General features: G+C 51.7%; 20 protein-coding genes and 1 rRNA gene. All 21 read left to right on the forward strand.

Translation table 11 applies throughout. From position 1 onward, the window contains the following. The first annotated feature begins 255 nt into the window (after positions 1-255). Positions 256-1,686, forward strand: coding sequence for a tRNA lysidine(34) synthetase TilS (gene tilS / locus BMX45_RS29970; RefSeq protein ID WP_090914315.1), 1,431 nt, complete (start codon positions 256-258; stop codon positions 1,684-1,686). Between the two features lie 68 nt (positions 1,687-1,754). Next, complete coding sequence (hpt, locus tag BMX45_RS29975) at positions 1,755-2,294, forward strand: hypoxanthine phosphoribosyltransferase (RefSeq protein ID WP_090914317.1); 540 nt, start codon at positions 1,755-1,757, stop codon at positions 2,292-2,294. A gap of 99 nt (positions 2,295-2,393) precedes the next feature. After that, positions 2,394-4,463 carry an ATP-dependent zinc metalloprotease FtsH gene (gene ftsH / locus BMX45_RS29980; protein WP_090914320.1) on the forward strand — a complete coding sequence of 690 codons (2,070 nt, stop codon included), beginning with the start codon at positions 2,394-2,396 and terminating at the stop codon, positions 4,461-4,463. A 229-nt stretch (positions 4,464-4,692) separates the two neighbouring features. Continuing rightward, positions 4,693-5,631 carry a quinolinate synthase NadA gene (gene nadA / locus BMX45_RS29985; protein ID WP_009591898.1) on the forward strand — a complete coding sequence of 313 codons (939 nt, stop codon included), beginning with the start codon at positions 4,693-4,695 and terminating at the stop codon, positions 5,629-5,631. A 38-nt stretch (positions 5,632-5,669) separates the two neighbouring features. Beyond that, positions 5,670-7,286 carry an L-aspartate oxidase gene (gene nadB / locus BMX45_RS29990; RefSeq protein WP_090914322.1) on the forward strand — a complete coding sequence of 539 codons (1,617 nt, stop codon included), beginning with the start codon at positions 5,670-5,672 and terminating at the stop codon, positions 7,284-7,286. After that, positions 7,276-8,151: a carboxylating nicotinate-nucleotide diphosphorylase gene (gene nadC, locus BMX45_RS29995; RefSeq protein ID WP_090914324.1), complete on the forward strand. Its 876-nt coding sequence runs from the start codon at positions 7,276-7,278 to the stop codon at positions 8,149-8,151. The genes nadB and nadC overlap by 11 nt, the downstream gene beginning before the upstream one ends. Continuing rightward, on the forward strand, positions 8,148-8,912 hold the full coding sequence (locus BMX45_RS30000) for a type III pantothenate kinase (RefSeq protein WP_009591942.1): 765 nt from the start codon (positions 8,148-8,150) through the stop codon (positions 8,910-8,912). The genes nadC and BMX45_RS30000 overlap by 4 nt, the downstream gene beginning before the upstream one ends. Before the next feature lie 57 nt (positions 8,913-8,969). After that, on the forward strand, positions 8,970-9,854 hold the full coding sequence (gene hslO / locus BMX45_RS30005; RefSeq protein WP_009591925.1) for an Hsp33 family molecular chaperone HslO: 885 nt from the start codon (positions 8,970-8,972) through the stop codon (positions 9,852-9,854). 20 nt (positions 9,855-9,874) lie between these two features. Next, a complete protein-coding gene (locus tag BMX45_RS30010) occupies positions 9,875-10,810 on the forward strand; it encodes a peptidylprolyl isomerase (protein WP_090914325.1) in 936 nt (311 codons plus the stop codon). A gap of 428 nt (positions 10,811-11,238) precedes the next feature. Beyond that, on the forward strand, positions 11,239-12,174 hold the full coding sequence (cysK, locus tag BMX45_RS30015) for a cysteine synthase A (protein WP_012818329.1): 936 nt from the start codon (positions 11,239-11,241) through the stop codon (positions 12,172-12,174). Between the two features lie 260 nt (positions 12,175-12,434). Next, entirely contained in the window at positions 12,435-14,099 is a 1,665-nt protein-coding gene (locus tag BMX45_RS30020; RefSeq protein ID WP_090914327.1) for an anthranilate synthase component I family protein, read from the forward strand. Between the two features lies 1 nt (position 14,100). Beyond that, complete coding sequence (pabA, locus tag BMX45_RS30025) at positions 14,101-14,682, forward strand: aminodeoxychorismate/anthranilate synthase component II (RefSeq protein ID WP_090914329.1); 582 nt, start codon at positions 14,101-14,103, stop codon at positions 14,680-14,682. Further along, positions 14,679-15,566 (forward strand): aminotransferase class IV, encoded by an 888-nt coding sequence (locus tag BMX45_RS30030; RefSeq protein ID WP_090914331.1) that lies wholly within the window; start codon positions 14,679-14,681, stop codon positions 15,564-15,566. The genes pabA and BMX45_RS30030 overlap by 4 nt, the downstream gene beginning before the upstream one ends. Next, positions 15,563-16,423: a dihydropteroate synthase gene (folP, locus tag BMX45_RS30035; RefSeq protein ID WP_090914333.1), complete on the forward strand. Its 861-nt coding sequence runs from the start codon at positions 15,563-15,565 to the stop codon at positions 16,421-16,423. The genes BMX45_RS30030 and folP overlap by 4 nt, the downstream gene beginning before the upstream one ends. A 36-nt stretch (positions 16,424-16,459) precedes the next feature. After that, positions 16,460-16,822: a dihydroneopterin aldolase gene (gene folB, locus BMX45_RS30040; RefSeq protein ID WP_009591901.1), complete on the forward strand. Its 363-nt coding sequence runs from the start codon at positions 16,460-16,462 to the stop codon at positions 16,820-16,822. Positions 16,823-16,829: 7 nt separating this feature from the next. Next, positions 16,830-17,378: a 2-amino-4-hydroxy-6-hydroxymethyldihydropteridine diphosphokinase gene (gene folK / locus BMX45_RS30045; RefSeq protein ID WP_090914335.1), complete on the forward strand. Its 549-nt coding sequence runs from the start codon at positions 16,830-16,832 to the stop codon at positions 17,376-17,378. Further along, positions 17,330-17,536 carry a helix-turn-helix domain-containing protein gene (locus BMX45_RS30050; RefSeq protein WP_012818334.1) on the forward strand — a complete coding sequence of 69 codons (207 nt, stop codon included), beginning with the start codon at positions 17,330-17,332 and terminating at the stop codon, positions 17,534-17,536. The genes folK and BMX45_RS30050 overlap by 49 nt, the downstream gene beginning before the upstream one ends. A gap of 222 nt (positions 17,537-17,758) precedes the next feature. Beyond that, positions 17,759-18,790: a tRNA dihydrouridine synthase DusB gene (gene dusB, locus BMX45_RS30055; protein ID WP_090914337.1), complete on the forward strand. Its 1,032-nt coding sequence runs from the start codon at positions 17,759-17,761 to the stop codon at positions 18,788-18,790. Between the two features lie 210 nt (positions 18,791-19,000). Continuing rightward, a complete protein-coding gene (gene greA / locus BMX45_RS30060) occupies positions 19,001-19,477 on the forward strand; it encodes a transcription elongation factor GreA (RefSeq protein WP_009591919.1) in 477 nt (158 codons plus the stop codon). Between the two features lie 172 nt (positions 19,478-19,649). Further along, positions 19,650-21,161 (forward strand): lysine--tRNA ligase, encoded by a 1,512-nt coding sequence (lysS, locus tag BMX45_RS30065; protein ID WP_090914339.1) that lies wholly within the window; start codon positions 19,650-19,652, stop codon positions 21,159-21,161. Between the two features lie 687 nt (positions 21,162-21,848). Further along, a 16S ribosomal RNA gene (locus BMX45_RS30070) occupies positions 21,849-22,058 on the forward strand; the annotation flags it as partial.

The following is a 22,058-nucleotide window of genomic DNA, read 5'->3' on the forward strand; positions in this document are numbered from 1 at the left end:
GAAATGTTTCCGCAGGAAACATACTTCGAAAGCATCTGCTTAGGCCCGGCTGAATTCAAGATTCGATGCCGAGTGGCTTCCTGATTCACTTCGTGTTAGATATAGAATTTATGAGTGATCAGTGGAACTGATGAAATTCTATATCGCAAGAAAACCTACCTATTTAATCGCGGTCGCTCATCCTTGAAGTAGCCTCGATAGGGGTTTTCTTATCGAAAGCGGGCTTTTTGAACAACCTCTAAAGGGGACCTGGAAGTGAAACAGGATTATTTACGGACATTCGTCCAACATATCGAGCGTACCGCCGCAGAGTTTGATTTGTGGTCGGAAGGCGACGGTATCGTGGTTGCCGTTTCCGGCGGACCGGATTCCGTTGCGCTTCTTCACGTTCTGCATGAAATCGCAATGCACCGTACGCCGCTCCGATTGATCTGCGCTCATGTGCATCATGGTTTTCGTAAAGAGTCGGATCAAGAGGCAGAGATGGTGCGCGAGCTGGCGGAGTCGCTCGGACTTCCATTGGAAACGGCGTTCATCGATATTCCCGCTTATATGGAAGAGAGCGGCAAGGGCGGACAGGAAGCGGCAAGAGAGAAGCGTTACGAATTTCTGCTGCAAACGGCCCGGAAACACAATGCGCGCTCCGTGGCTCTGGCTCATCATGCCGACGATCAAGCCGAGACGGTATTCATGAGGCTACTGCGCGGAAGCGGTTTGTCGGGCCTGGGCGGCATCAAATTTAAGCGCACGGAAAAAAAAGTGGAACTTATCCGCCCGTTCCTTCGTATGTACAAGGCGGATATCGTGGAGCTATGCCGCGTATGCGGATTCCAGTATGCGGTGGATCACAGCAATCTGCAGACGAAGTACCGCCGTAATGCGATTCGCCTGGAAGTATTTCCTTTTTTGGAGCGATACAACGGGCAGTTCTCCTCCTCACTCAATCAGCTGGCCGAAATTGTCCAGCAGGAGGATGATTTTGTGGAGCTTGAAGCTGCGAAGCAATTTCGGAGTTTGGTACGGGAGAACGATGGGAGGCTCGCTTTCGACGCGCCTTCCTTTTTGGGCTTACATGTCGCTTTACAACGGCGTTTGATTAAACTAATATTAAATTACCTGCCCTCAGATCAGGAAAACACCGATTTTGTCAAGATTGAAACGGTGCGCCACGGCATCCTTAACGATCAGCGAAGCAACTGGCGTCTGGATCTGGGTGACGGCATTACCTGTGTTCGTGAGTACGGAGTGATCCAGTTTTGGCCTAAACCTCCGGAAGAACAGGGACAGTACATATACATTCTTGATTCTCCTGATGCGTCAGAGCTTTATGTTAAGGAAATCGGAAAAATGCTGACATTGTCGTTAAAGACAGGAAGCGAAAGCCGGAGCGGCTCCAGACCATCGGCCTTTGTGGCGGATTTTGATGCGGATGAGCTGCGGTTTCCTTTAACCGTGCGCAACAGACAGCCGGGAGACAAGATGAAGATCATGGGATTAAACGGAAGCAAAAAGGTAAAAGATATTCTCATTGATGAGAAAATCCCGCCTTCTGTCCGTGCCCGGATTCCTATTCTTTGTGACGGTTCCGGCAGCATCGTATGGATTCCAGGTGTACGACGTTCCGTTCACGCCCCTTGCGGGCGGCACACACCACGAGTTCTCCGGATGGAGCTGTCGGATGTTTAAGGCAAGTGTAAAACGAAGAATGGCCCGTTTCACGCTTTCATAGTATAAACGTAGGAGGTCCACTTAAGTTGCAGAATGACATTCAGGAAATACTCATCAGTGAAGAAGAGATCCGCGCAAAAATTAAGGAACTCGGTTCCAAGCTCAGCGCCGAATATGAGGGACGCAATCCGCTCGTTATTTGCGTTCTTAAAGGTGCGTTTATTTTTATGGCCGACTTGGTTAAATCCATATCAGTACCTCTAGAGTTGGATTTCATGGCTGTATCCAGCTATGGAGCATCAACCAAATCCTCTGGCGTGGTCAAGATCATTAAAGATCTGGACGCTTCCGTTGAAGGCAGGGATGTTCTGATTGTGGAGGATATTATCGACAGCGGTCTTACGCTCAGCCATTTGATTGAGCTTCTTAAGAGCCGCAAGGCAGACTCGGTGCGTGTTGTCACCCTGTTCGACAAGCCGGCACGCCGTACGGTGGATTTGCAAGCTGATTATACCGGATTCGTGCTGCCGGATGCTTTTGTTGTCGGATACGGGCTCGATTACGCCGAGCATTACCGGAACCTCCCCTACATCGGGATTCTGAAACCGGAAATCTACAGCAGTTAAACCGCGCCAATAGGCTGCTGCCACAGATCGGGGGCCTTTGTTGAGATGGCCAGACAGGCTGTGGTAAAATATCTTATGTGTCTTGAGAGGAGGTAGGGGATGAGTCGGTTCATCCGGAATTCTGGTTTTTATTTGATTCTATTTTTAGTCGTGGTGGGCATAGTACAATTCGTCACCAATGGCGGCGAGCAAGCCGATGCCCCTAGTTATAATCAACTGCGGCAGGAAGTCAAAGCTAACAACATAGAGGAAATGACGGTACAATTTGACGGTTACGCTTATCTGGTGACCGGTAAGTATAGGGAGATATCCGAAGAGAAAAAATCGGAGAATTTCTCGACCTATATTCCTGCCACGGATGCAGCGATGCAAGAGCTGACTGCAGCCAGTGATAGCAACAATGTCAAACTGTCCGTGGTGCCAATGGAAGGCCAAAGCATTTGGCTGACATTGCTTTCATCCTTTATTCCGCTCATCATTATGTTTGTTCTGTTCTTCTTCCTGTTCAATCAGGCTCAGGGCGGCGGCGGCAAAGTGATGAACTTTGGTAAGAGCAAAGCCCGCTTATATAATGAAGAGAAGAAACGGATTACATTTGAAGATGTAGCCGGAGCAGATGAAGAGAAGCAGGAGCTTGTCGAGGTTGTTGACTTCTTGAAGGATCCGCGCAAATTTAACACGGTTGGCGCTCGCATTCCGAAGGGCGTCCTGCTTGTCGGTCCTCCGGGAACCGGTAAAACGCTCCTTGCACGCGCCGTTGCCGGCGAAGCGGGAGTGCCGTTCTTCAGTATTTCCGGTTCCGACTTCGTAGAGATGTTTGTCGGCGTCGGTGCTTCTCGCGTACGCGACTTGTTCGAAAACGCGAAGAAGAATGCACCTTGTATCATCTTCATTGATGAGATTGATGCTGTAGGTCGTCAGCGCGGCGCCGGTCTCGGCGGCGGTCATGACGAGCGCGAGCAGACGCTCAACCAATTGCTGGTTGAGATGGACGGTTTCGGAGCGAACGAAGGCATTATTATCGTCGCTGCGACCAACCGACCGGATATTTTGGACCCGGCGCTTCTTCGCCCGGGACGTTTTGACCGTCAGATTACCGTCGATCGCCCGGATGTGAAGGGCCGTGAAGCCGTACTGAAGGTTCATGCACGAAACAAACCGTTGACGAAGGATGTCAAGCTCGACATCATCGCCAAACGTACAACCGGTTTTACGGGCGCCGATCTGGAGAATCTCCTGAACGAGGCTGCCTTGCTTGCGGCTCGCCGCAACCGTAAAGATATCTCCATGCGAGAGGTGGATGAAGCGATTGACCGCGTTATCGTGGGTACCGAGAAGCGCAGCCGCGTGATCAGCGACCGCGAGAAACGCATCGTAGCTTACCATGAAGCCGGTCACACCATCGTGGGTTACTTCCTTGAGCATGCGGATACGGTGCACAAGGTAACGATTATTCCTCGCGGCCGTGCCGGCGGATATGTCATCATGATGCCGAAGGAAGATCGGATGCTCGTAACGAAGCAGGAATTGCTGGACCGCGTAACCGGTTTGCTTGGCGGCCGTGTCGCCGAGGAGCTGTTCATCGGCGAAATCGGAACCGGAGCCTACAGCGACTTCCAGCAAGCAACGGGCATCATTCGCAGCATGATTGTGGAGTACGGTATGAGTGAGAAGCTCGGACCGATGCAGTTCGGTACATCCCAAGGACAAGTGTTCCTGGGACGTGATATCGGACACGAGCAGAACTATAGTGATGCAATCGCTTATGAAATCGATCAGGAAATGCAGCGGTTCATTAACGAATGTTATGAGAAGTGTAGAGAGCTTCTGACCAAGCATTCCAAAGAGGTTCATCTGATTGCCAACACGCTTCTGGAGAAGGAAACACTGGAGCTGGAGCAGATCAAGAACCTCATTGAGACCGGATCGGCTGAAGGCGATGGCAGTGGCGAAGGTGAAGGTTCTTCCGAGAACGGCGAACCGATTATCGACAACATTGGGGACGTGAAAGTTCGCATCCAAGGGAAAGAAGACGGCGGGCAGCCGACTTCCACGGAAGAAATTCCGAACAACCCGATGGATTCGAATGATCCAGCACCGGAAACCAAAGATTCCGAACGCAAGGATCCTCCAGGCGGATCGGACAACGGTAACAGCAGGTTAACGTAATATTCGTTGATAAAACATCGAATACCGAATAAAAAAGAAGAACCGGAGAACGATAATTCGTTTTCCGGTTCTTTTTGTGCTTTCTATCACATTGACAGGGGACAGAACGAACGTGTACATTAGTTGTTAAATAAGGATGCGCTTCCTTTCACAAAGGTGGAAACCATCCTGAAAGTCACATGGTCATCAACGGCGAACAGCCGGACTACATAAAGGGAGAGGGTCGATCATGGAAGCTTTGGCACTGGAGCGCAAGGCAGAACAGAACCGTGAACTGCGTGAGCGGTTAATGCAGTTGAAGAAGGAACGCAATGCAATTATTTTGGCTCATTATTATCAACGGGACGAAATTCAGGAGGTTGCTGATTTCCGGGGGGATTCCTTCTTGCTCGCACAGAAGGCGGCACAAACCGACGCCGAGGTCATCGTATTCTGCGGCGTGCATTTTATGGGCGAGAGCGCCAAAATCCTGGCACCCAACAAAACGGTTCTCATTCCGGATGAACGAGCCGGCTGTCCTATGGCCGATATGGTGAACGTGGACGGACTGCGGAAATTGAAAGCGCAGCATCCGAATGCGAAGGTGGTTACGTACATCAATTCATCCGCTGAAATCAAGGCGGAAACGGATATCTGCTGCACTTCCTCCAACGCCGTGAAAGTGATTCAGTCGGTGGATTCGGACGAAATTATATGGGTTCCCGATAAGAACCTGGGGCACTATGTTCAGCAGCATACCGACAAGAAACTCATTATTTGGGAAGGATACTGCAACACGCATGACATGCTGACCGTTAAGGATGTCGTCGAGATGAAGGCCAAATATCCTCAGGCTGAATTTGTGGTGCATCCGGAATGCCGTCCGGAGGTTGTTGCCATGGGTGACTTTGTGGGAAGTACAACCGCCATTCTGGAATATTGCAAACAGTCATCGGCCAAGGAGTTTATCGTGGGAACTGAGGACGGTACCGGTTATCAGCTTCGATTGGATAGCCCGGATAAATCGTTCCACTTCGCGACGAAATTCCTGGTATGTCCGAATATGAAAGTGAATAATCTCAAAAAGCTGGTGAGAGCACTTGAAACGATGAAGCCGCAGATCTATGTGCCGCCGGTCGTTGCAGAGAAAGCCAGAACTTCATTAGAGCGCATGTTACAGGTTAAGTAGCATGCGCTACTCTTTCGTGAAAAGACAGGTGAGGCAACGTGATACCGCAGTATTTGATTGATTTTGAGCTGAACGATCTCCCGGTTGTAGAGACGGATGTCATCGTGATCGGTTCAGGCATTGCGGGTTTATATACGGCGATCATGGCAAGTGCGACTCAGAATGTGCTTTTGATTACGAAAAAATCGCTCCTCGAGAGCAACACGCGTTATGCTCAAGGCGGGATCGCGGCCGTAACGGCGGAGGATGACTCGCCAGCATATCACCGTCAGGACACCCTCCTTGCAGGGGCCGGTTTATGTTCATCTGCCGCGGTGGATGTGCTCGTAAACGAGGGGCCCGTCGGGGTTCAGGAGCTGATTCGCCTCGGTACAACGTTTGATGTGGAGAATGGCGAGCTTGCATTGACCAAAGAAGGTGCGCACAGCCACCGACGGATCCTTCATGCCAACGGTGATGCTACCGGTTATGAAATTGTGCGCGCTCTTTCCATTCAAGTCGAAATGCTTCACAATATAGAGGTATGGGACGATCATTTTGTCATTGACCTGATTACCGAGCAGGGAGAGTGTCACGGCGCATTGGTACAGATGCCGGATGGCAAGCGGGTATTCGTGCGCGGCCGTGCGACGATTATGTGTTCCGGCGGGGCCGGTCAATTGTACCGGTACACAACCAATCCGGAGGTTGCGACCGCGGATGGCATCGCCATGGCTTATCGGGCAGGCGCGGAAATTCGGGATATGGAGTTTATCCAGTTTCATCCGACGGCGCTAAGCTATCCGGGCGCTCCCCGTTTCCTGATATCAGAGGCGGTTCGCGGCGAAGGTGCTGTGCTTCGTAATATAAGAGGGGAACGGTTCATGCCGAAATACCATGAGTTACAGGAGCTGGCACCCCGGGATATCGTGGCACGGGCCATTGTCAGCGAAATGGAAGCGACCGGATCGACCTTCGTATACCTGGATATTACCCATGAGTCGCCGGAAATGGTCAAACACCGATTCCCAACGATCTATGAAACATGCATGCAATACGGGCTGGATTTATCGTCCGATTGGATTCCGGTCTCCCCGGCTGCGCATTATATGATGGGGGGCATCAAGACCAACCTGCACGGCGAGAGCAGCGTGAAGCGATTATTTGCTTGCGGAGAGGTCTCGTCTACCGGTGTTCACGGAGCGAACCGGTTGGCCAGCAATTCGCTTTCGGAGGCGGTCGTGTACGGCAGTCGGATTGTCGAGCGCATTAAGAGCCTCCCGGAACCCTCTGAGGCTCCTCTTCGGGTATCATTCCATCTGGGCCGCAAGGACGCTCCGTCTCAAGCGATGGTGGAAAAACGCTTGAAGCTTCAGAAGGTCATGGTGCGTTATGCAGGACTTCGGAGAAATCGGGATACTCTAATAAGAGCGGCGGAAGAGCTTGGCCGTCAGCTGCCCTTGTTCCAATCGATGCTCTCCAAGCGTGAAGAATACGAATTTGCGAACATGCTGACTGCATCCCTGCTGGTGGTTCAAGGCGCGCTGGGACGAGAAGAAAGCCGGGGAGCTCACTACCGCGAGGATTATCCGGAGCGAAATGACAGCGAATGGCGCAAGCATATTGTGTTTATACGGGACCAAGAAATGACGGAGGAATTGAGCGATGATGTTTAACGGATATAACGATGGCCTTCTCCAAAGCATACGGACTTGGCTTCAGGAGGATATTGGGTCGGGGGATATTACGACCCTCACCACGATCGAGCCGGGTCACGAATCCAAAGGGGTTATCCATGCCAAAGAGGCAGGCATCGTGGCAGGCATGCCGGTGGCAGAGCTGGTATTCGAAACGGTAGATCCAACGCTTGCGTTTACGGCATTGGTCCGTGACGGAGACGTGGTGGAAAAAGGGAGGGTTCTCGCTGAGGTGGAAGGAAGCACCCATCGTATTTTGACAGGCGAGCGGCTCGCGTTAAATTTGCTTCAGCGTCTATCGGGCATTGCAACCAAAACACGTTCTTTTGTTGATGTGCTTGAGGGATTGCCGACAAGGCTGGTGGATACCCGCAAAACGACGCCAGGCCACCGGATGCTTGAGAAATATGCCGTGCGGGTCGGCGGAGGCGCGAATCATCGCTTCGGCCTGTACGATGCCGTCATGATCAAGGATAATCACATCAAGGGTGCGGGCGGAATCGCCCAGGCGGTCAGCCGGGCCAGAGCCCATATTCCGCACACCATGACGATCGAAGTTGAAACCGAGAGCCTGGCACAAGTGGAAGAAGCCTTGGCTGCAGGTGCGGATATTATCATGCTGGACAACATGAGTCATGACATGATGACGGAGGCCGTGCGGAGAATCAAGGCCAAGTCGCCTCACGTTCGCGTCGAAGCGTCGGGGAACGTGACGCTGGAGACCGTGCGCGGGATTGCGGAGACCGGGGTCGATGTCATTTCGGTTGGACGGCTGACGTATTCATTCCATAGTCTCGATATTAGTTTGGATCTGAATGCAAAGAAAGGAGGAGCAGAGGGTTGATTCTGGTTGTGGACGTAGGGAATACCAATATTGTGCTGGGTGTGTACCAGGGAAAGAAACTGCTGCATGATTTTCGGATCAGTACATCGCGTCAGTCTACCGTGGACGAATACGGTGTATTGATCCACAATTTGTTTCAAATGTCCAATATATTGGTAAGCCAAATAGAAGGCGTTATTGTTTCTTCCGTAGTTCCTCCGCTTGTGCGCGTGGTCGAGGAAATGTGCAATAAATATATTGGCAAGGCACCCCTTATCGTTGGGCCGGGGATCAAAACCGGACTCAATCTGCGGTATGAGAATCCGCGCGAGGTGGGGGCTGATCGGATCGTGAATGCAGTTGCAGCCGTCGAGCAGTACGGGGGGCCGCTGATCGTAGTGGATTTCGGTACGGCGACGACGTTTGATTGCATTGATGAAGCAGGCAACTATCTGGGCGGCGTAATTGTGCCGGGCATTGGCATTGCTACGGAAGCCCTTGTACAGCGTGCTTCCAAGCTTCCTCGCGTAGAGCTCGAAAAGCCGAAAAAGGTGATTGGGCGCAACACCGTTCATGCCATGCAGGCCGGCATCGTATTCGGTTATGCGGGACAGGTCGATGGCCTGGTTAAACGCATAAAAGCCGAGATGGGAACGGACAATGTTAAGGTTATCGCCACGGGGGGAATGGCTGAGCTGATTGCCGGCGAAACGGAATCCATCGAAGAGATCTCTCCCCTCTTGACGCTGGAAGGCTTGCGTATTATTTACGAGCGTAACTAGAACCGATATCAAACCGTTAGATATTACAAACAACCAGAAAGACAAGGAGGCCTCAAGATGGGTAATCAAAAAGACCGTATGCTGCGGGGAACGGCGTTAAACGGGAAAGTGCGGGCATTTGCCGTTCGGACAACCGATCTGGTGGAAGAGCTTCGCCGAAGACACGATACGTTCCCTGTCGTCACAGCCGCTTTGGGCCGCACCGTGTCAGCAGCAGCGATGATGGGAGCTATGCTGAAGGGAGATGAGCGTCTTAGCATTCAGGTTCGCGGCGATGGACCGATCGGTCTGATTGCGGCGGAGAGCAATGCCAAGGGCGAGGTACGCGGTTATGTCAAAAATCCGCATGTGGAGCTGACGAATATACGTCCGGGCAAGATGGACGTAGCCGCAGCTGTAGGGACCACCGGTCAGATTGATGTGGTCAAGGATTTCGGATTGAAGGAGCCTTACCGTGGCAGCGTGCCGATTATCTCGGGCGAGCTGGCCGAAGATTTCACGTATTATTTTGCCGTATCCGAACAGACCAACTCGGCGGTAAGCTTGGGCGTCCTGGTTTCGCCGGATTATTCCGTGGCCAATGCCGGCGGCTTCATCATTCAGCTTCTCCCCGGCGTTAGCGATGAAGAGATTACGGAGATCGAGCTTGCATTAAGCAAAATTCCTCCGATCACCGAGATGCTGGAGGAAGGGCTGGATCTCGAGGATATCCTGAAACGCGTCGTTCCGGATGTGACGATTCTGGAGGAAACAGAAGTCTACTTTAGCTGCGACTGCTCGCATGAGCGGGTGGAGCGTGCACTGATCAGCTTGGGACGGGAAGAGCTCGAGCAGATGATCGAAGAGGACGGCAAAGCAGAGGTTTCCTGCCATTTTTGCAATGAACGATATACGTTTGACCGAGAACAGCTTAAATCCGTGCTAGAGCGGGCCAAATCTTAATGTTGGGATGAGCGACCGTGATGACGAGACAAGAGAAGGGATTGTGGGCGACCGTCATTGTCTTGACAGCATGCGTATTGGGTATGGGGGGCTGGATGTTGTTTTCCGAGGGCTTTTCGCAGGAGGCTTCTCCGCCGCGGAAAGCAGGCTCCCAGCCTGTTGCATCCATCCAGGACAGGGCGATTACCGAAGACGAGTGGGTTGACGAGCTGAAGAAGAGATATGGACGCGAAATGCTGATGACCATGCTGAATCGGCATGCCGTGGCGCTGGAAGCGAAAGCGAAGGGCATTGATGTGACGGCCGCGGAAGTCGAGACGGAAATCGAAGTCATGAGCCGAAGCTATGGCTCTAAGGAACGGTTCTTATCGGAAATGGAAGATCAGCTGGGCATTACGGAGAGTGAGTTAGAGACGGAGACGACGTATCGGCTCCTGCTTGAGAAAATTGCGACTTCCGATGTTCACATCGAGGAGCAGCAAATCGATTCGTATCTGGAACAGTACCCTGATCAATTTCGACCCAAGAAACAGCTGAATTTATCCATGATTGAAGTCGCTTCGGAAGATGAGGCGGAACGCGTCATGGATCGGCTGGAGAATGGGGAGGATTTTGCGGATCTCGCAGCTCAGGTATCCCTTGACGAGTACACTCGGGAAGACGGCGGACAGATCGGATTGGTAGAAGAGGATGACCCCTTTTTGCCGCCAGAGCTGCTTGAAGCAGCGTTATCGCTCAAGCCCGGAGATATTGCGGGCCCTGTATCGCTCACGGACACATACGCCATAGTATATGTGAGGGATATTATTGAGCCTCAAGCTCCTAGCGAGGAAAGTATCCGGAAGGCGGTTCGCAAGCAGCTGGCCCTGGAGCAGTCGGTGTCCTTATCGGAATTGGAGCGGCAGCTTCGCGAGAAATACGAGGCACGGATCAGTGCGGGTACGGTTACGCTGTAAATAGAGCAACAACATGAGGAAAGCTCGCTGTGGCGGAGATAGATCTGGCTGCAGGAGCTTTTTTCGCTATAGTTAATGCCTAAGCTCGGATGGATGCGGAAAATTGGCGGTTATCCGGCACGAAGTCCTCCGAAGGATTTCGCGTTCGGCTCGTTCATGAGTCGCAGGATAATTCACCTAGAAATGTTGATTTTCGAGCAGCTGGATATTGACAATGGCCTGTAACGTTGATAAGATGAAGGTACAAAAACCTACCTTTTTACTCGGATATTAGAGAGCCATTGAACATCTGGAATTTTATTAATCTGCTGGCTCCCATTTTTTTAACATCGAGAACCTACAAATTCATGATTCGACATTCGAATGAATAACACCATTATGTATTCACTATTTTTATCCAGATCCATATTTAGAGGAGGTCTTCATTCATGGCAAAAGTCGTAAATAATGTGACAGAATTAATCGGTGAAACACCGCTCGTCCGTTTGAACCGGATCGTACCGGAGGATAGCGCAGAGATCTATCTGAAGCTGGAATACCAGAACCCGGGCGCCAGCGTTAAAGACCGGATCGCGATCAGCATCGTGGAAGAGGCAGAGAAGGATGGTCGTTTGAAGCCGGGCGATACGATCATTGAAGCGACCAGCGGTAATACCGGCATCGGCTTAGCTATGGTGGCAGCGGCCAAAGGCTATAAAGCGGTTATCGTCATGCCTGAAACCATGAGCTTGGAGCGCCGGAACCTGCTGCGTGCTTACGGAGCGGAACTGGTCCTGACACCGGGATCGGAAGGAATGAACGGAGCCGTTAAGAAGGCCGAAGAAATCCTGAAGGAAAATGCCGGGTTCTTCATGGCCGAGCAGTTCAAGAACCAAGCCAACGTGAAGATCCACCGTGAAACGACTGGTCCGGAAATCGTAGAAGCGATCCAATCGATCGGCGGTTCCCTGGATGCGTTCGTGGCTGGCATCGGAACAGGTGGTACGATTACAGGCGCTGGGGAAGTGCTGAAAGAGCAATATCCTGACATCAAGATTATTGCAGTGGAGCCTGCTGCATCGCCAATCCTTGCCGGTGGCAAGCCAGGCCCTCACAAAATCCAGGGTATTGGCGCAAACTTTATCCCGGAAATTTTGAACCAAGAAGTCTACGATGAAATCGTCCATGTAGAGAATGACGATGCCTTTGAAACTTCCCGCCGCGTAGCGAAGGAAGAAGGCGTTCTTGGCGGTATCTCCTCCGGTGCGGCTGTATATGCTGCCTTGAAGGTCGCCAAAGAGCTTGGTAAAGGCAAACGGGTTGTCGCTGTCATTCCAAGTAACGGAGAACGTTACCTGAGCACGCCGCTCTATAACTTCGAATAAAATGATCTGGAATAGGCTGTGCATTTTCATCTCACCCAAGTGAGGTCATGTGCTGCGAGAAGGGAGCCCTCAATGTGTTTTTATAGCATTGAGGGCTTTTTGCGTATACTACTCCCTAAGATAACGCTTTAATGGATTCAAGGGCTGACCGCTTCAAAAATTATTGTTGGACAAGCCTCTATTTAGGGTTTTCAAGAGAAGCGGGATACAGTATACTGACAGGCAACAGTAAGGCTTTTGAAGACTAAGGGAGGATCGGCATGGAGAGAAAAGTGGAGCTGGCCCAGTGGCAGGCATGGGCTAAAGAGGGCTGGTCCGTCGTTCCCTATCTGGTTCAATATAAAGGAGCAACACGAGGATTACCCCTGTCATGGAGACATGCTTGGAAAGATGCATCGCCTTATGCCTTTGTGCTGGAGAGCGGCAAGGGTGGACGCTACACGTATCTTGGGTTACGACCAGTGTCCATTTTGCAGGGAAAAGGAAGTCAGGGCGAGATTATCGAAATGTCAGGCGGATTACGAAAGCTGGTAACGGGAGAGCCGCTGCGTCTGTTGGAGCAGTGGATGAAAGCGTGGAAAGCGCCCCGAGTGCCGGGATGGCCGGACTTTCGGGGAGGCTGTGCAGGCTTTCTGAGCTACGATGTCATCCGCTCGATCGAGCAACTGCCCGTGATGGCCAAGGATGAGCCCGGCTTTCCAGATTATATGTGGATGCGCATGGAAGAAATCTGGATTTACGATCATGCGGATGACAGCCTATACTGCTCGGTGCATGTTCCTCTGCCTTGGGCCTTCGGGAGCGGGGAAGATTCGAAGGAAGCGACGGTGCTTGAGGATTCAGGGGATGTTTCTGAAGGCTCGGTGCTCTCACCGGGGCAAGAAGGGATTTTGGAGGAATTATATGAGAAGGCCGGCTTAAGAGCCGAATCGATGCTCTCCCAATGGAATCAAATGTACGGAACGGGGTCAGAGAACGATTCGAAATCCGAAGATGAACGGGTACGGCAGGAACGATGGAAGAAAGCGCAGGAGCTGTCAGGGCCGAATGTGGAAGTCTGGGATCGGCTGGAGATTGATTTTTCGCAGGAAGCGTTCGAGCAGGCGGTTCTCTCGATCCAAGAATATATTCGGCAGGGCGATGTTTTTCAGGTCAACTTGTCTCTTCGCCGGCATCTGCAGCTCCATGCGGAACCTTCCGATATTTATGAATGGCTGCGCATTCTGAACCCTTCACCTTACATGGGGTATTTATCCTCACCAGGCTTCAGTTTGGCCAGCGGCTCGCCGGAATTGCTAGTGAAGTTGGATGGGGATACCGTGTCAGCCCGGCCGATCGCGGGTACCCGCCGCCGGGGGAGAAATCCGGAAGAGGACGCGGCCATGGAAGCGGAGCTGCTTGGAAGCGAGAAGGAACGGGCCGAGCATATTATGCTGGTGGACCTGGAGCGGAATGACATCGGCCGCATAGCCGCATACGGGACGGTGCATGTTCCGGAGCTGATGACCGTGGAGAGGTACTCGCACGTCATGCATTTGGTGTCCCAAGTGGAAGGGCGGATTGCTGAGGGCAACAATGCATATGATGTCATTGCGGCAGCGTTCCCTGGCGGCACCATTACCGGCGCACCCAAAATCAGGACCATGGAAATCATCGAAGAGCTGGAGCCCGTGACGCGGGGGCCTTATACCGGCTCCATGGGCTGGATCGATTATAACGGCGATATGGAGCTTAACATTATTATCCGAACCCTCGCCGTGAAGGATGGGGTCGGTTACATTCAGACAGGTGCTGGGATCGTCATTGATTCCGATCCATATCGGGAATACCGGGAGTGCCATAACAAGGCCAAAGCTTTGATAGCGGCGCTGATGTGCAGTGAAGAAGAAGCCGCAGCGGCGGCTGCCTATATAGGGGGGAAATAACATGATACTTGTCATCGACAATTATGATTCGTTTACGTATAACCTGGTTCAATATTTGGGGGAGCTCGGCGAGGAAGTGAAGGTTTACCGGAATGATGAGATCGACATCACCGGCATCGAAGCGTTGGCGCCGGACCATATCCTGATATCGCCGGGACCGTGCACGCCGAATGAAGCGGGCATCAGTCTGGACGTGATTTCACATTTCAAAGGGATCATTCCCATCTTCGGCGTCTGCCTCGGCCATCAGGCGATCGGGCAAGCCTTTGGCGGCAACGTCATTCGTGCGGAGCGCCTCATGCATGGAAAAACATCCGCCATCCAACACACAGGTGAGTCGGTCTTTGAAGGTTTGCCGGTTCCGTTCACCGCAACGCGATATCACTCGCTAATCGTTGAGAAGGAGACCCTCCCCGAGGAGCTGGAGATTACCGCCTGGACGGAAGAGGGCGAAATCATGGGGCTTCGGCACAAGCATTATCCCGTGGAAGGCGTGCAGTTCCACCCGGAATCCATCATTACGGACCATGGACATCAGATGCTGCGCAACTTCCTGAAGCGCACGGCTGGCGCCAAGGCATGAAATATATAGGCATGAACGGCGGCATCGTTGAAGCTGCCGACGCGGTCATACCTGTGATGGATCATGGGCTTTTGTACGGGATGGGGCTATTCGAGACCTTCCGCACGTATCAAGGGAAGCCCTACTTGCTAGAGCGGCATTTGAACCGGCTGACGGACAGCTGCCGGGAGCTCGGGATCGCCCACAAGGCGGATGCAGAGAGGATCAGCGGCTGGATTGCGGAGCTTATGGAGGCGAATGGCCTTCAGGATGCCTATATACGGTACACCGTAACCGCAGGAGAAGGATTACTCGGTTTGCCTTCCGGAGATTATGCGAAGCCGGCTGAGATATTATTCGCCAAAGAGCTGCCGGCCGCCAACGCTGCGCTTTACGAGACAGGCAAAGCCATGAGGCTGCTGTCCCTACCGCGGAACACGCCGGAATCATCGGTCCGGATGAAATCCCTGCATTATATGAACAATATACTCGCAAAGCGGGAATTGGCAAGATATCCGGAACCATCGGGTGGTCCGGCAGAGGGGCTGATGTTAACTTCGGCGGGAGACGTGGCCGAAGGCATCGTCAGCAACGTCTTTTTCGTCAAGAAGGGGCGTTTATATACACCGGACGTGGGTACGGGCATTTTACCGGGGATTACGCGGGCGGTGGTGCTGGAATTGGCTGCTGATCTTGGGATTGAGGCAGAAGAAGGCCGTTACGATTGGGATGTATTTACCGGAGCGGATGAAATATTTACGACAGGCTCTGTTCAGGAGATTGTTCCGGTTACGACGCTGTTTGGAGTAGAAAGCGAGGCTCTGACCATCGGACAAGGAGTGGCCGGCCCGGTAACCCGTACATTGCTGTATGCGTATAGAAGGAAAGCAGGGCTTGATATATGAAAACAACCATCTATGAACGTGAATATCGTTTGAGCAAGGACGCTTCGTTAAAGCTCGGTCAGTCAACGCTCATTATGGGCATATTGAATGTGACGCCGGATTCGTTCTCGGACGGAGGCCGCTATAACGACACGGAGCGAGCCGTGGAGCATGCGCTTCAGCTGATTGAGGGGGGAGCCGACATCATCGATATCGGCGGGGAATCGACGCGGCCGGGACACGAGCCGGTTGGAGCTTCAGAGGAGCTTGCCCGCGTAATCCCGGTTATTGAAGCTATTCACCGGCATGCGCCGCAAATTCCGTTGTCGATTGACACCTATAAAGCGGAAGTGGCGCGCCAGGCTATTGGAGCGGGGGCTCATATCATTAATGATATCTGGGGCTTTAAAGACGATCCTGATATGCCTAAGACGGCAGCAGAGCTCGGATGCCCCGTCATTCTTATGCATAATCGACGCGATCGAAATTACACGAATCTAATAGAAGACGTAAAATGCGATTTGCTGGAAAGTGTCGAAATTGCGCGCGCTGCCGGTGTGCAGGATCACCAAATTTTGCTTGATCCGGGCATCGGGTTTGCTAAGGACTATGACGAGAACATGAAAGTGATGGCATCTCTCGATCAGCTTGTGGGGCTGGGGTTTCCGGTACTGCTGGCTACCTCCCGCAAAAGGTTTATCCAAACCGCGCTTGGCGCTCCGGCACAAGACGTGCTGGAAGGAACGGCAGCCACCGTCGCATACGGGATTGCGCAAGGCTGTCAGATCGTTCGGGTGCACGACGTGAAGCATATGAAACGGACAGCCATGATGTGCGATGCCATGACGTACGCTTCAACGGAGCTTCAACGCAACTAATTTTTTGGGACCAAGGATGGAAGGGCGGAGTACGAGATGGATAAAATGATACTGAGTCGCATGGAATACTACGGTTACCACGGTGTGTTTGAGGAAGAGCGGAAGCTGGGCCAACGATTCTATGTGGATCTTGAGCTGGAGATGGATTTGAGCAAAGCCGCGAAGACGGATGATCTGACGTTAACGGTAAATTATGCCGAAATTCATGAACTCCTGCTGGAGATTATGCGGACGGAGTCGTTCCGCCTGATTGAAGCTTTAGCGGAGCATATTGCATCTAAGGTATTGGACACTTATACTATTATCGATGCTTTAACGGTCCGATTGACGAAGCCGCACCCGCCTTTTGACATTCATTTTGAAGGTGTGACCATTGAGCTGCACCGGACCAGGAAGTGAGACGATCATGAATTCACACGCCACCTCTGAGTGTTCAGAGGCTTATATTGCTTTAGGGGCCAATTTGGGAGACCGCGAGGGGAACCTGATGGAGGCTTTGGAACGGTTGGATGAAGTGCCAGGCATTGAGGTAGAGCGCGTATCCAACCTGTATGAGACCGAGCCGGTCGGTTACGTGGATCAGCCGATGTTCCTTAACATGGCCGCAGCCGTGTCGACATCGCTGAGTCCCCATGAGCTGCTTGCCGTAATGCAGCAAATCGAGAAACAGCTCGGCCGGGTCCGTCATATTCACTGGGGACCGCGGACGGTGGATCTGGATCTGTTATGGATGGAAGGACGCCATCTGGATACGCCGGATCTCGTTCTGCCGCATCCCCGCATGCAGGAACGGGCTTTCGTTCTCAAGCCGCTGGCCGATATCGTGTCTGAGCTTGAACCTTCTGGTCTGTACCCCGTGGTGAAGACAGCACTTGAGAACCTGGAAGGAAAGGAAGGAATTCAGCTTTGGAAAACAAGCAGCTGGCGCAGCGTATCCGCGCTTTCCGAAAATTGAAGGGTTTGACCCAGCAAGAGCTCGCCGAGCGATCCGGTATTTCTCTGGCTGTTCTTGGCGCCATCGAGCGGGGGAACCGCCGTGCCGAGGAGCAGATGCTGGCTCAGATTGCCGACGTGCTGGAGATTACGTTGCAGGAGCTTAAGGAACGAAGCTAGATTATCTATCGTGAAGGGATTCAGGTTTATTTTTTAGAAACCCTGCCATTAATATAGGAAGATGTCTTTTGGATGGGATCTACAAGAATGTGTAAATGTTGCGGACTGGACGATTTCGCGATTCATGGGTATGATGGTTTGGTTTGAAACTTAGGGATCTCACGCTCAAGAAGCGGGATCCTTCGACTATAAATATTTGAAAATAAAGGAGGGAAACATGGAATGGATCAATTGAAAATCGGAAACGTTGAGATGAAAAACCAAGTGGTTCTGGCGCCGATGGCTGGCGTGTGCAATCCGGCGTTCCGATTGATCGCGAAGGAATTCGGCACCGGTCTGGTCTGCGCCGAAATGGTCAGCGGCAAGGCGATCGTTCACGGCAACAAGCGCACCCAGGAAATGCTGTTCGTCGACGAACGGGAGAAGCCGTTGAGCTTGCAAATTTTTGGCGGCGACCGCGTATCCCTGGTGGAGGCGGCCAAAGTCGTCGATCAGCAGACCAATGCGGATATCATCGACATCAACATGGGCTGCCCTGCACCGAAGGTAACGAAGATGGATGCGGGAGCGCGCTGGCTACTGGATTCAAACAAAATCTATGAGATGGTCGCGGCGGTTGTCGATGCCGTGAACAAACCGGTCACGGTGAAGATGCGCACAGGCTGGGATAGCGATCATATCTACGCTGTCGAAAATGCGCAGGCTGTCGAACGGGCGGGCGGTCAAGCCGTCAGCGTTCACGGCCGTACGCGCGAGCAGCTCTACACCGGGCACGCAGATTGGGACATCATTCGCCAAGTGAAAGATGCCGTCTCCATTCCGGTTATCGGCAACGGCGATGTAGTGACGCCGGAAGATGCGCGCCGAATGCTGGATACGACGGGATGCGATGGCGTCATGATCGGTCGTGGAGCGCTGGGGAATCCTTGGATGCTGTACCGTACCGTGGAATACCTGAAGACGGGCCAGCTGCTGTCGGATCCGTCTCCGCAGGAGAAAATCCGGATTGCCATCCTGCATATGGACCGGCTGATCGCCCTACGCGGAGAAGCGGTAGCGGTTAGGGAGATGCGTAAGCATCTTTCCTGGTACTTGAAAGGGCTCAAGGGATCGGCTCGCATTAAAGATATTATTATGGAAGAAACGAAGCGCGATGAATTGGTCATCCTTCTGAACAACTTTGTGAACAATCTGGAGGACCATGAAGAATCGGCAAAAAGCGTATACCCTCAAGCCGCTGCGGCGATTGGATAATACGAGGTGCAGGCTGTTAACGGTTGCGTATATGCGTCATCCGTGACAGCCTTTGCGCGCATTGACTTTTTGAAATGGTTCCCATATAATCTTTCAGTATAAATTCAAGAAATTGAGCAGGCATCAGAGGGAAGTTCTGATCCCCAAGAATTCGCATATAGTATGTTGATACCGTGGTTTAAATTATTTACATGACAGGAGAATCGGTTAATGAGCGATAAAGAAGTCATTCTTACCCAGGACGGTCTGAAGAAACTGGAGGACGAACTTGAGAATCTGAAGTCTGTGAAGCGCCGCGAGGTGGCTGAGCGGATTAAAGTTGCCATCGGTTATGGCGATATTAGCGAAAACTCCGAATATGAAGACGCCAAGAACGAGCAAGCCTTTATCGAAGGTCGGATTATCACGCTGGAGAAAATGCTCCGTAATGCGCGCATCATCAACAACGATGATATCAATACCGATGTAGTCGGCGTGGGCAACACGGTGATCGTGGAGGATTTGGAATTTGGCGACACGATGGAATATACCATTGTAGGTACGGCTGAATCGGATCCGCTTAACAACAAAATCTCGAACGAGAGCCCTGTCGGCAAAGCGATTATCGGCAAGCAAAAAGGATCGGTTGTGGATGTTAACGTTCCTGCGGGCGTTATTCAATATAAAATTGTAGACATTAAGAAGTAAGTCGGAATGTGTTGTAGAAAGCTTCCTTCGGGGGGCTTTTTTAAATAGGTTAGGGCCGGGTTGAGGGCTTAATGGATGGATGGCATGTCTTGAAATGGCTGCCCTACCGTTAAGTCCTTGCCGAATGTGTACGGGATTCACAATGGAAGCGAAATGAAGGAGATGAATGACGATGACGGAAGAAATGAACAACCAGGAACAAGAACAGGAGTTAAGTGAGCTTCTGCAAATCCGCCGCAACAAATTGGACGAGCTTCGCAAGCTGGGCATCGATCCGTTTGGCGGAAAATACGAAAGAGAACATCACGCAGGTGATATTCTGAAACAGTACGACGAGCTCTCCAAGGAAGAGTTGGAAGAGAAGCAGGTGGAAGTGAACCTGGCTGGACGGATTATGGCTAAACGCGGCATGGGCAAGGCTTCTTTTGCTCATATTCAGGATTTGAGCGGCCGGATTCAGATTTATGTTCGCCAGGATTCCGTTGCAGAAGCGCAGTATGAAGCATTCAGCATCCTTGATCTGGGTGACATCATCGGGGTAAAAGGGGTCTTGTTCAAGACCAAGACCGGTGAAACTACCGTGAAAGTGAAGGAACTGGAGGTTCTTTCGAAATCGCTGTATCCGCTCCCTGAGAAATTCCATGGTTTGAAGGATGTAGAGCTCCGTTATCGTCAGCGTTACGTCGACCTGATCATCAATCCCGATGTGCAGAAAACCTTCATTACGCGTTCCCGGATTATCCAATCGATGCGCCGTTACCTGGATTCCCAAGGCTATCTTGAGGTGGAGACCCCGACCTTGCATTCCATCGCCGGCGGTGCGGCGGCACGCCCGTTCATCACGCATCATAATGCGCTGGATATGGAACTGTATATGCGGATCGCAATTGAGCTCCATCTGAAGCGCCTGATTGTGGGCGGACTTGAGAAAGTGTACGAAATTGGCCGCGTATACCGGAATGAAGGGATCTCTACCCGTCATAATCCGGAGTTTACGATGATTGAGCTTTATGAAGCTTATGCGGACTACAACGATATTATGGCACTGACCGAGAATCTGATTGCCCATATCGCCCAAGAGGTGCTGGGCACGCAAGTGATTTCCTATCAAGGGCATGAAGTGGACCTGACGCCGCAGTGGCGCCGGGTATCCATGGTGGATGCGGTAAAAGAAGTTGTCGGCGTAGACTTCAGCGTGGATATGTCTAACGAGGAAGCGCATCGTCTCGCCAAAGAACACAAAGTTCCGGTTGAGCCGCATATGACATTCGGTCATATTTTGAACGCGTTCTTTGAGCAATTCGTAGAAGAGACGCTGATTCAGCCGACGTTCGTAACCGGTCACCCGGTTGAGATTTCGCCGCTGGCGAAGAAGAACGACGTGGATCCGCGGTTCACGGATCGCTTTGAGCTGTTTATCGTGGCGCGCGAACACGCCAATGCATTCTCGGAGCTTAACGATCCGATTGACCAGCGTCAGCGTTTTGAAGCGCAGATGAAGGAGAAAGAGCAGGGCAATGACGAAGCGCACGAGATGGATGAGGATTTCTTGCGTGCCCTGGAATATGGTATGCCGCCAACAGGCGGACTTGGCATCGGGATCGATCGTCTGATCATGCTTCTGACCAATTCCCCGTCCATTCGCGATGTCTTACTGTTCCCGCACATGCGGAATAAGGAGTAGGTTTTGAAGGTTTTGCTCCTTTCATAGATAGAAAAGAGGCAGTCGGCTATAGCTTTCTATAGCCGACTGCCTCTTTTATGCATAGAGCGCGTTTTTGTTATGAATGTAAAGCTATGCAACATTCCTTTGGTACAATGTATCAACACGTAATGGACTGGGTGTTTAGGCGTCGTCTGCTTGGCGCCTATGATACTTGGCTGGGGAACCAGCACGAACGGAGCTGCTAAAGATGATGGCCCTGCAATAGACAGTCATTTTGGGGACTCATATATAGTATAGTTATACCCTATAGCCCGAGATGCAGAGGGAATTAGATGGAGTTAAAGAGTCATATAAGGCAAGCAAACGGGTGTATAATTTTACCTTATTCTTAATTTGCGAAAAAGGGTTGCATATAGGCGAATGCCATGGTATATTATATTTCCGGCCGAGAAATACGGCCTGGAACAAATGCTTGGATCAACAAGCCAAAATGAATTCGAAAAATAAATTCAAAAAAAGCTTGTAATGATCGAGCAGATGTGATAAGATATAAGAGTTGCTAACGAGACAACTTGTTGGTGACAAAACGAAGAAGTTGATCTTTGAAAACTGAACAACGAGTGAGTAAAACGAACCACTTCGGTGGGGAGTTGAAATAGAGAATTGAACAAATTCTCGTCAGTTAAGAAATGAGCAAGTCAAACTTTATTGGAGAGTTTGATCCTGGCTCAGGACGAACGCTGGCGGCGTGCCTAATACATGCAAGTCGAGCGGACTTGATGGAGTGCTTGCACTCCTGAAGGTTAGCGGCGGACGGGTGAGTAACACGTAGGCAACCTGCCCTCAAGACTGGGATAACTACCGGAAACGGTAGCTAATACCGGATAATTTATTTTGCAGCATTGTGAGATAATG

Source organism: Paenibacillus sp. cl141a (assembly GCF_900109305.1).
In the GTDB taxonomy this organism is placed as follows: domain Bacteria; phylum Bacillota; class Bacilli; order Paenibacillales; family Paenibacillaceae; genus Paenibacillus_AQ; species Paenibacillus_AQ lautus_A.

Excerpts from the sequence above, each read along its gene's own strand:
- greA (WP_009591919.1), top strand. The coding sequence starts at position 19,001 with ATGAGCGATAAAGAAGTCATTCTTACCCAGGACGGTCTGAAGAAACTG.
- folP (WP_090914333.1), top strand. The coding sequence starts at position 15,563 with ATGAAAACAACCATCTATGAACGTGAATATCGTTTGAGCAAGGACGCT.
- BMX45_RS30030 (WP_090914331.1), top strand. The coding sequence starts at position 14,679 with ATGAAATATATAGGCATGAACGGCGGCATCGTTGAAGCTGCCGACGCG.
- hslO (WP_009591925.1), top strand. The coding sequence starts at position 8,970 with ATGGGTAATCAAAAAGACCGTATGCTGCGGGGAACGGCGTTAAACGGG.
- BMX45_RS30010 (WP_090914325.1), top strand. The coding sequence starts at position 9,875 with ATGACGAGACAAGAGAAGGGATTGTGGGCGACCGTCATTGTCTTGACA.
- nadC (WP_090914324.1), top strand. The coding sequence starts at position 7,276 with ATGATGTTTAACGGATATAACGATGGCCTTCTCCAAAGCATACGGACT.
- ftsH (WP_090914320.1), top strand. The coding sequence starts at position 2,394 with ATGAGTCGGTTCATCCGGAATTCTGGTTTTTATTTGATTCTATTTTTA.
- dusB (WP_090914337.1), top strand. The coding sequence starts at position 17,759 with ATGGATCAATTGAAAATCGGAAACGTTGAGATGAAAAACCAAGTGGTT.
- nadA (WP_009591898.1), top strand. The coding sequence starts at position 4,693 with ATGGAAGCTTTGGCACTGGAGCGCAAGGCAGAACAGAACCGTGAACTG.
- lysS (WP_090914339.1), top strand. The coding sequence starts at position 19,650 with ATGACGGAAGAAATGAACAACCAGGAACAAGAACAGGAGTTAAGTGAG.
- cysK (WP_012818329.1), top strand. The coding sequence starts at position 11,239 with ATGGCAAAAGTCGTAAATAATGTGACAGAATTAATCGGTGAAACACCG.
- folK (WP_090914335.1), top strand. The coding sequence starts at position 16,830 with ATGAATTCACACGCCACCTCTGAGTGTTCAGAGGCTTATATTGCTTTA.
- pabA (WP_090914329.1), top strand. The coding sequence starts at position 14,101 with ATGATACTTGTCATCGACAATTATGATTCGTTTACGTATAACCTGGTT.
- folB (WP_009591901.1), top strand. The coding sequence starts at position 16,460 with ATGGATAAAATGATACTGAGTCGCATGGAATACTACGGTTACCACGGT.
- BMX45_RS30020 (WP_090914327.1), top strand. The coding sequence starts at position 12,435 with ATGGAGAGAAAAGTGGAGCTGGCCCAGTGGCAGGCATGGGCTAAAGAG.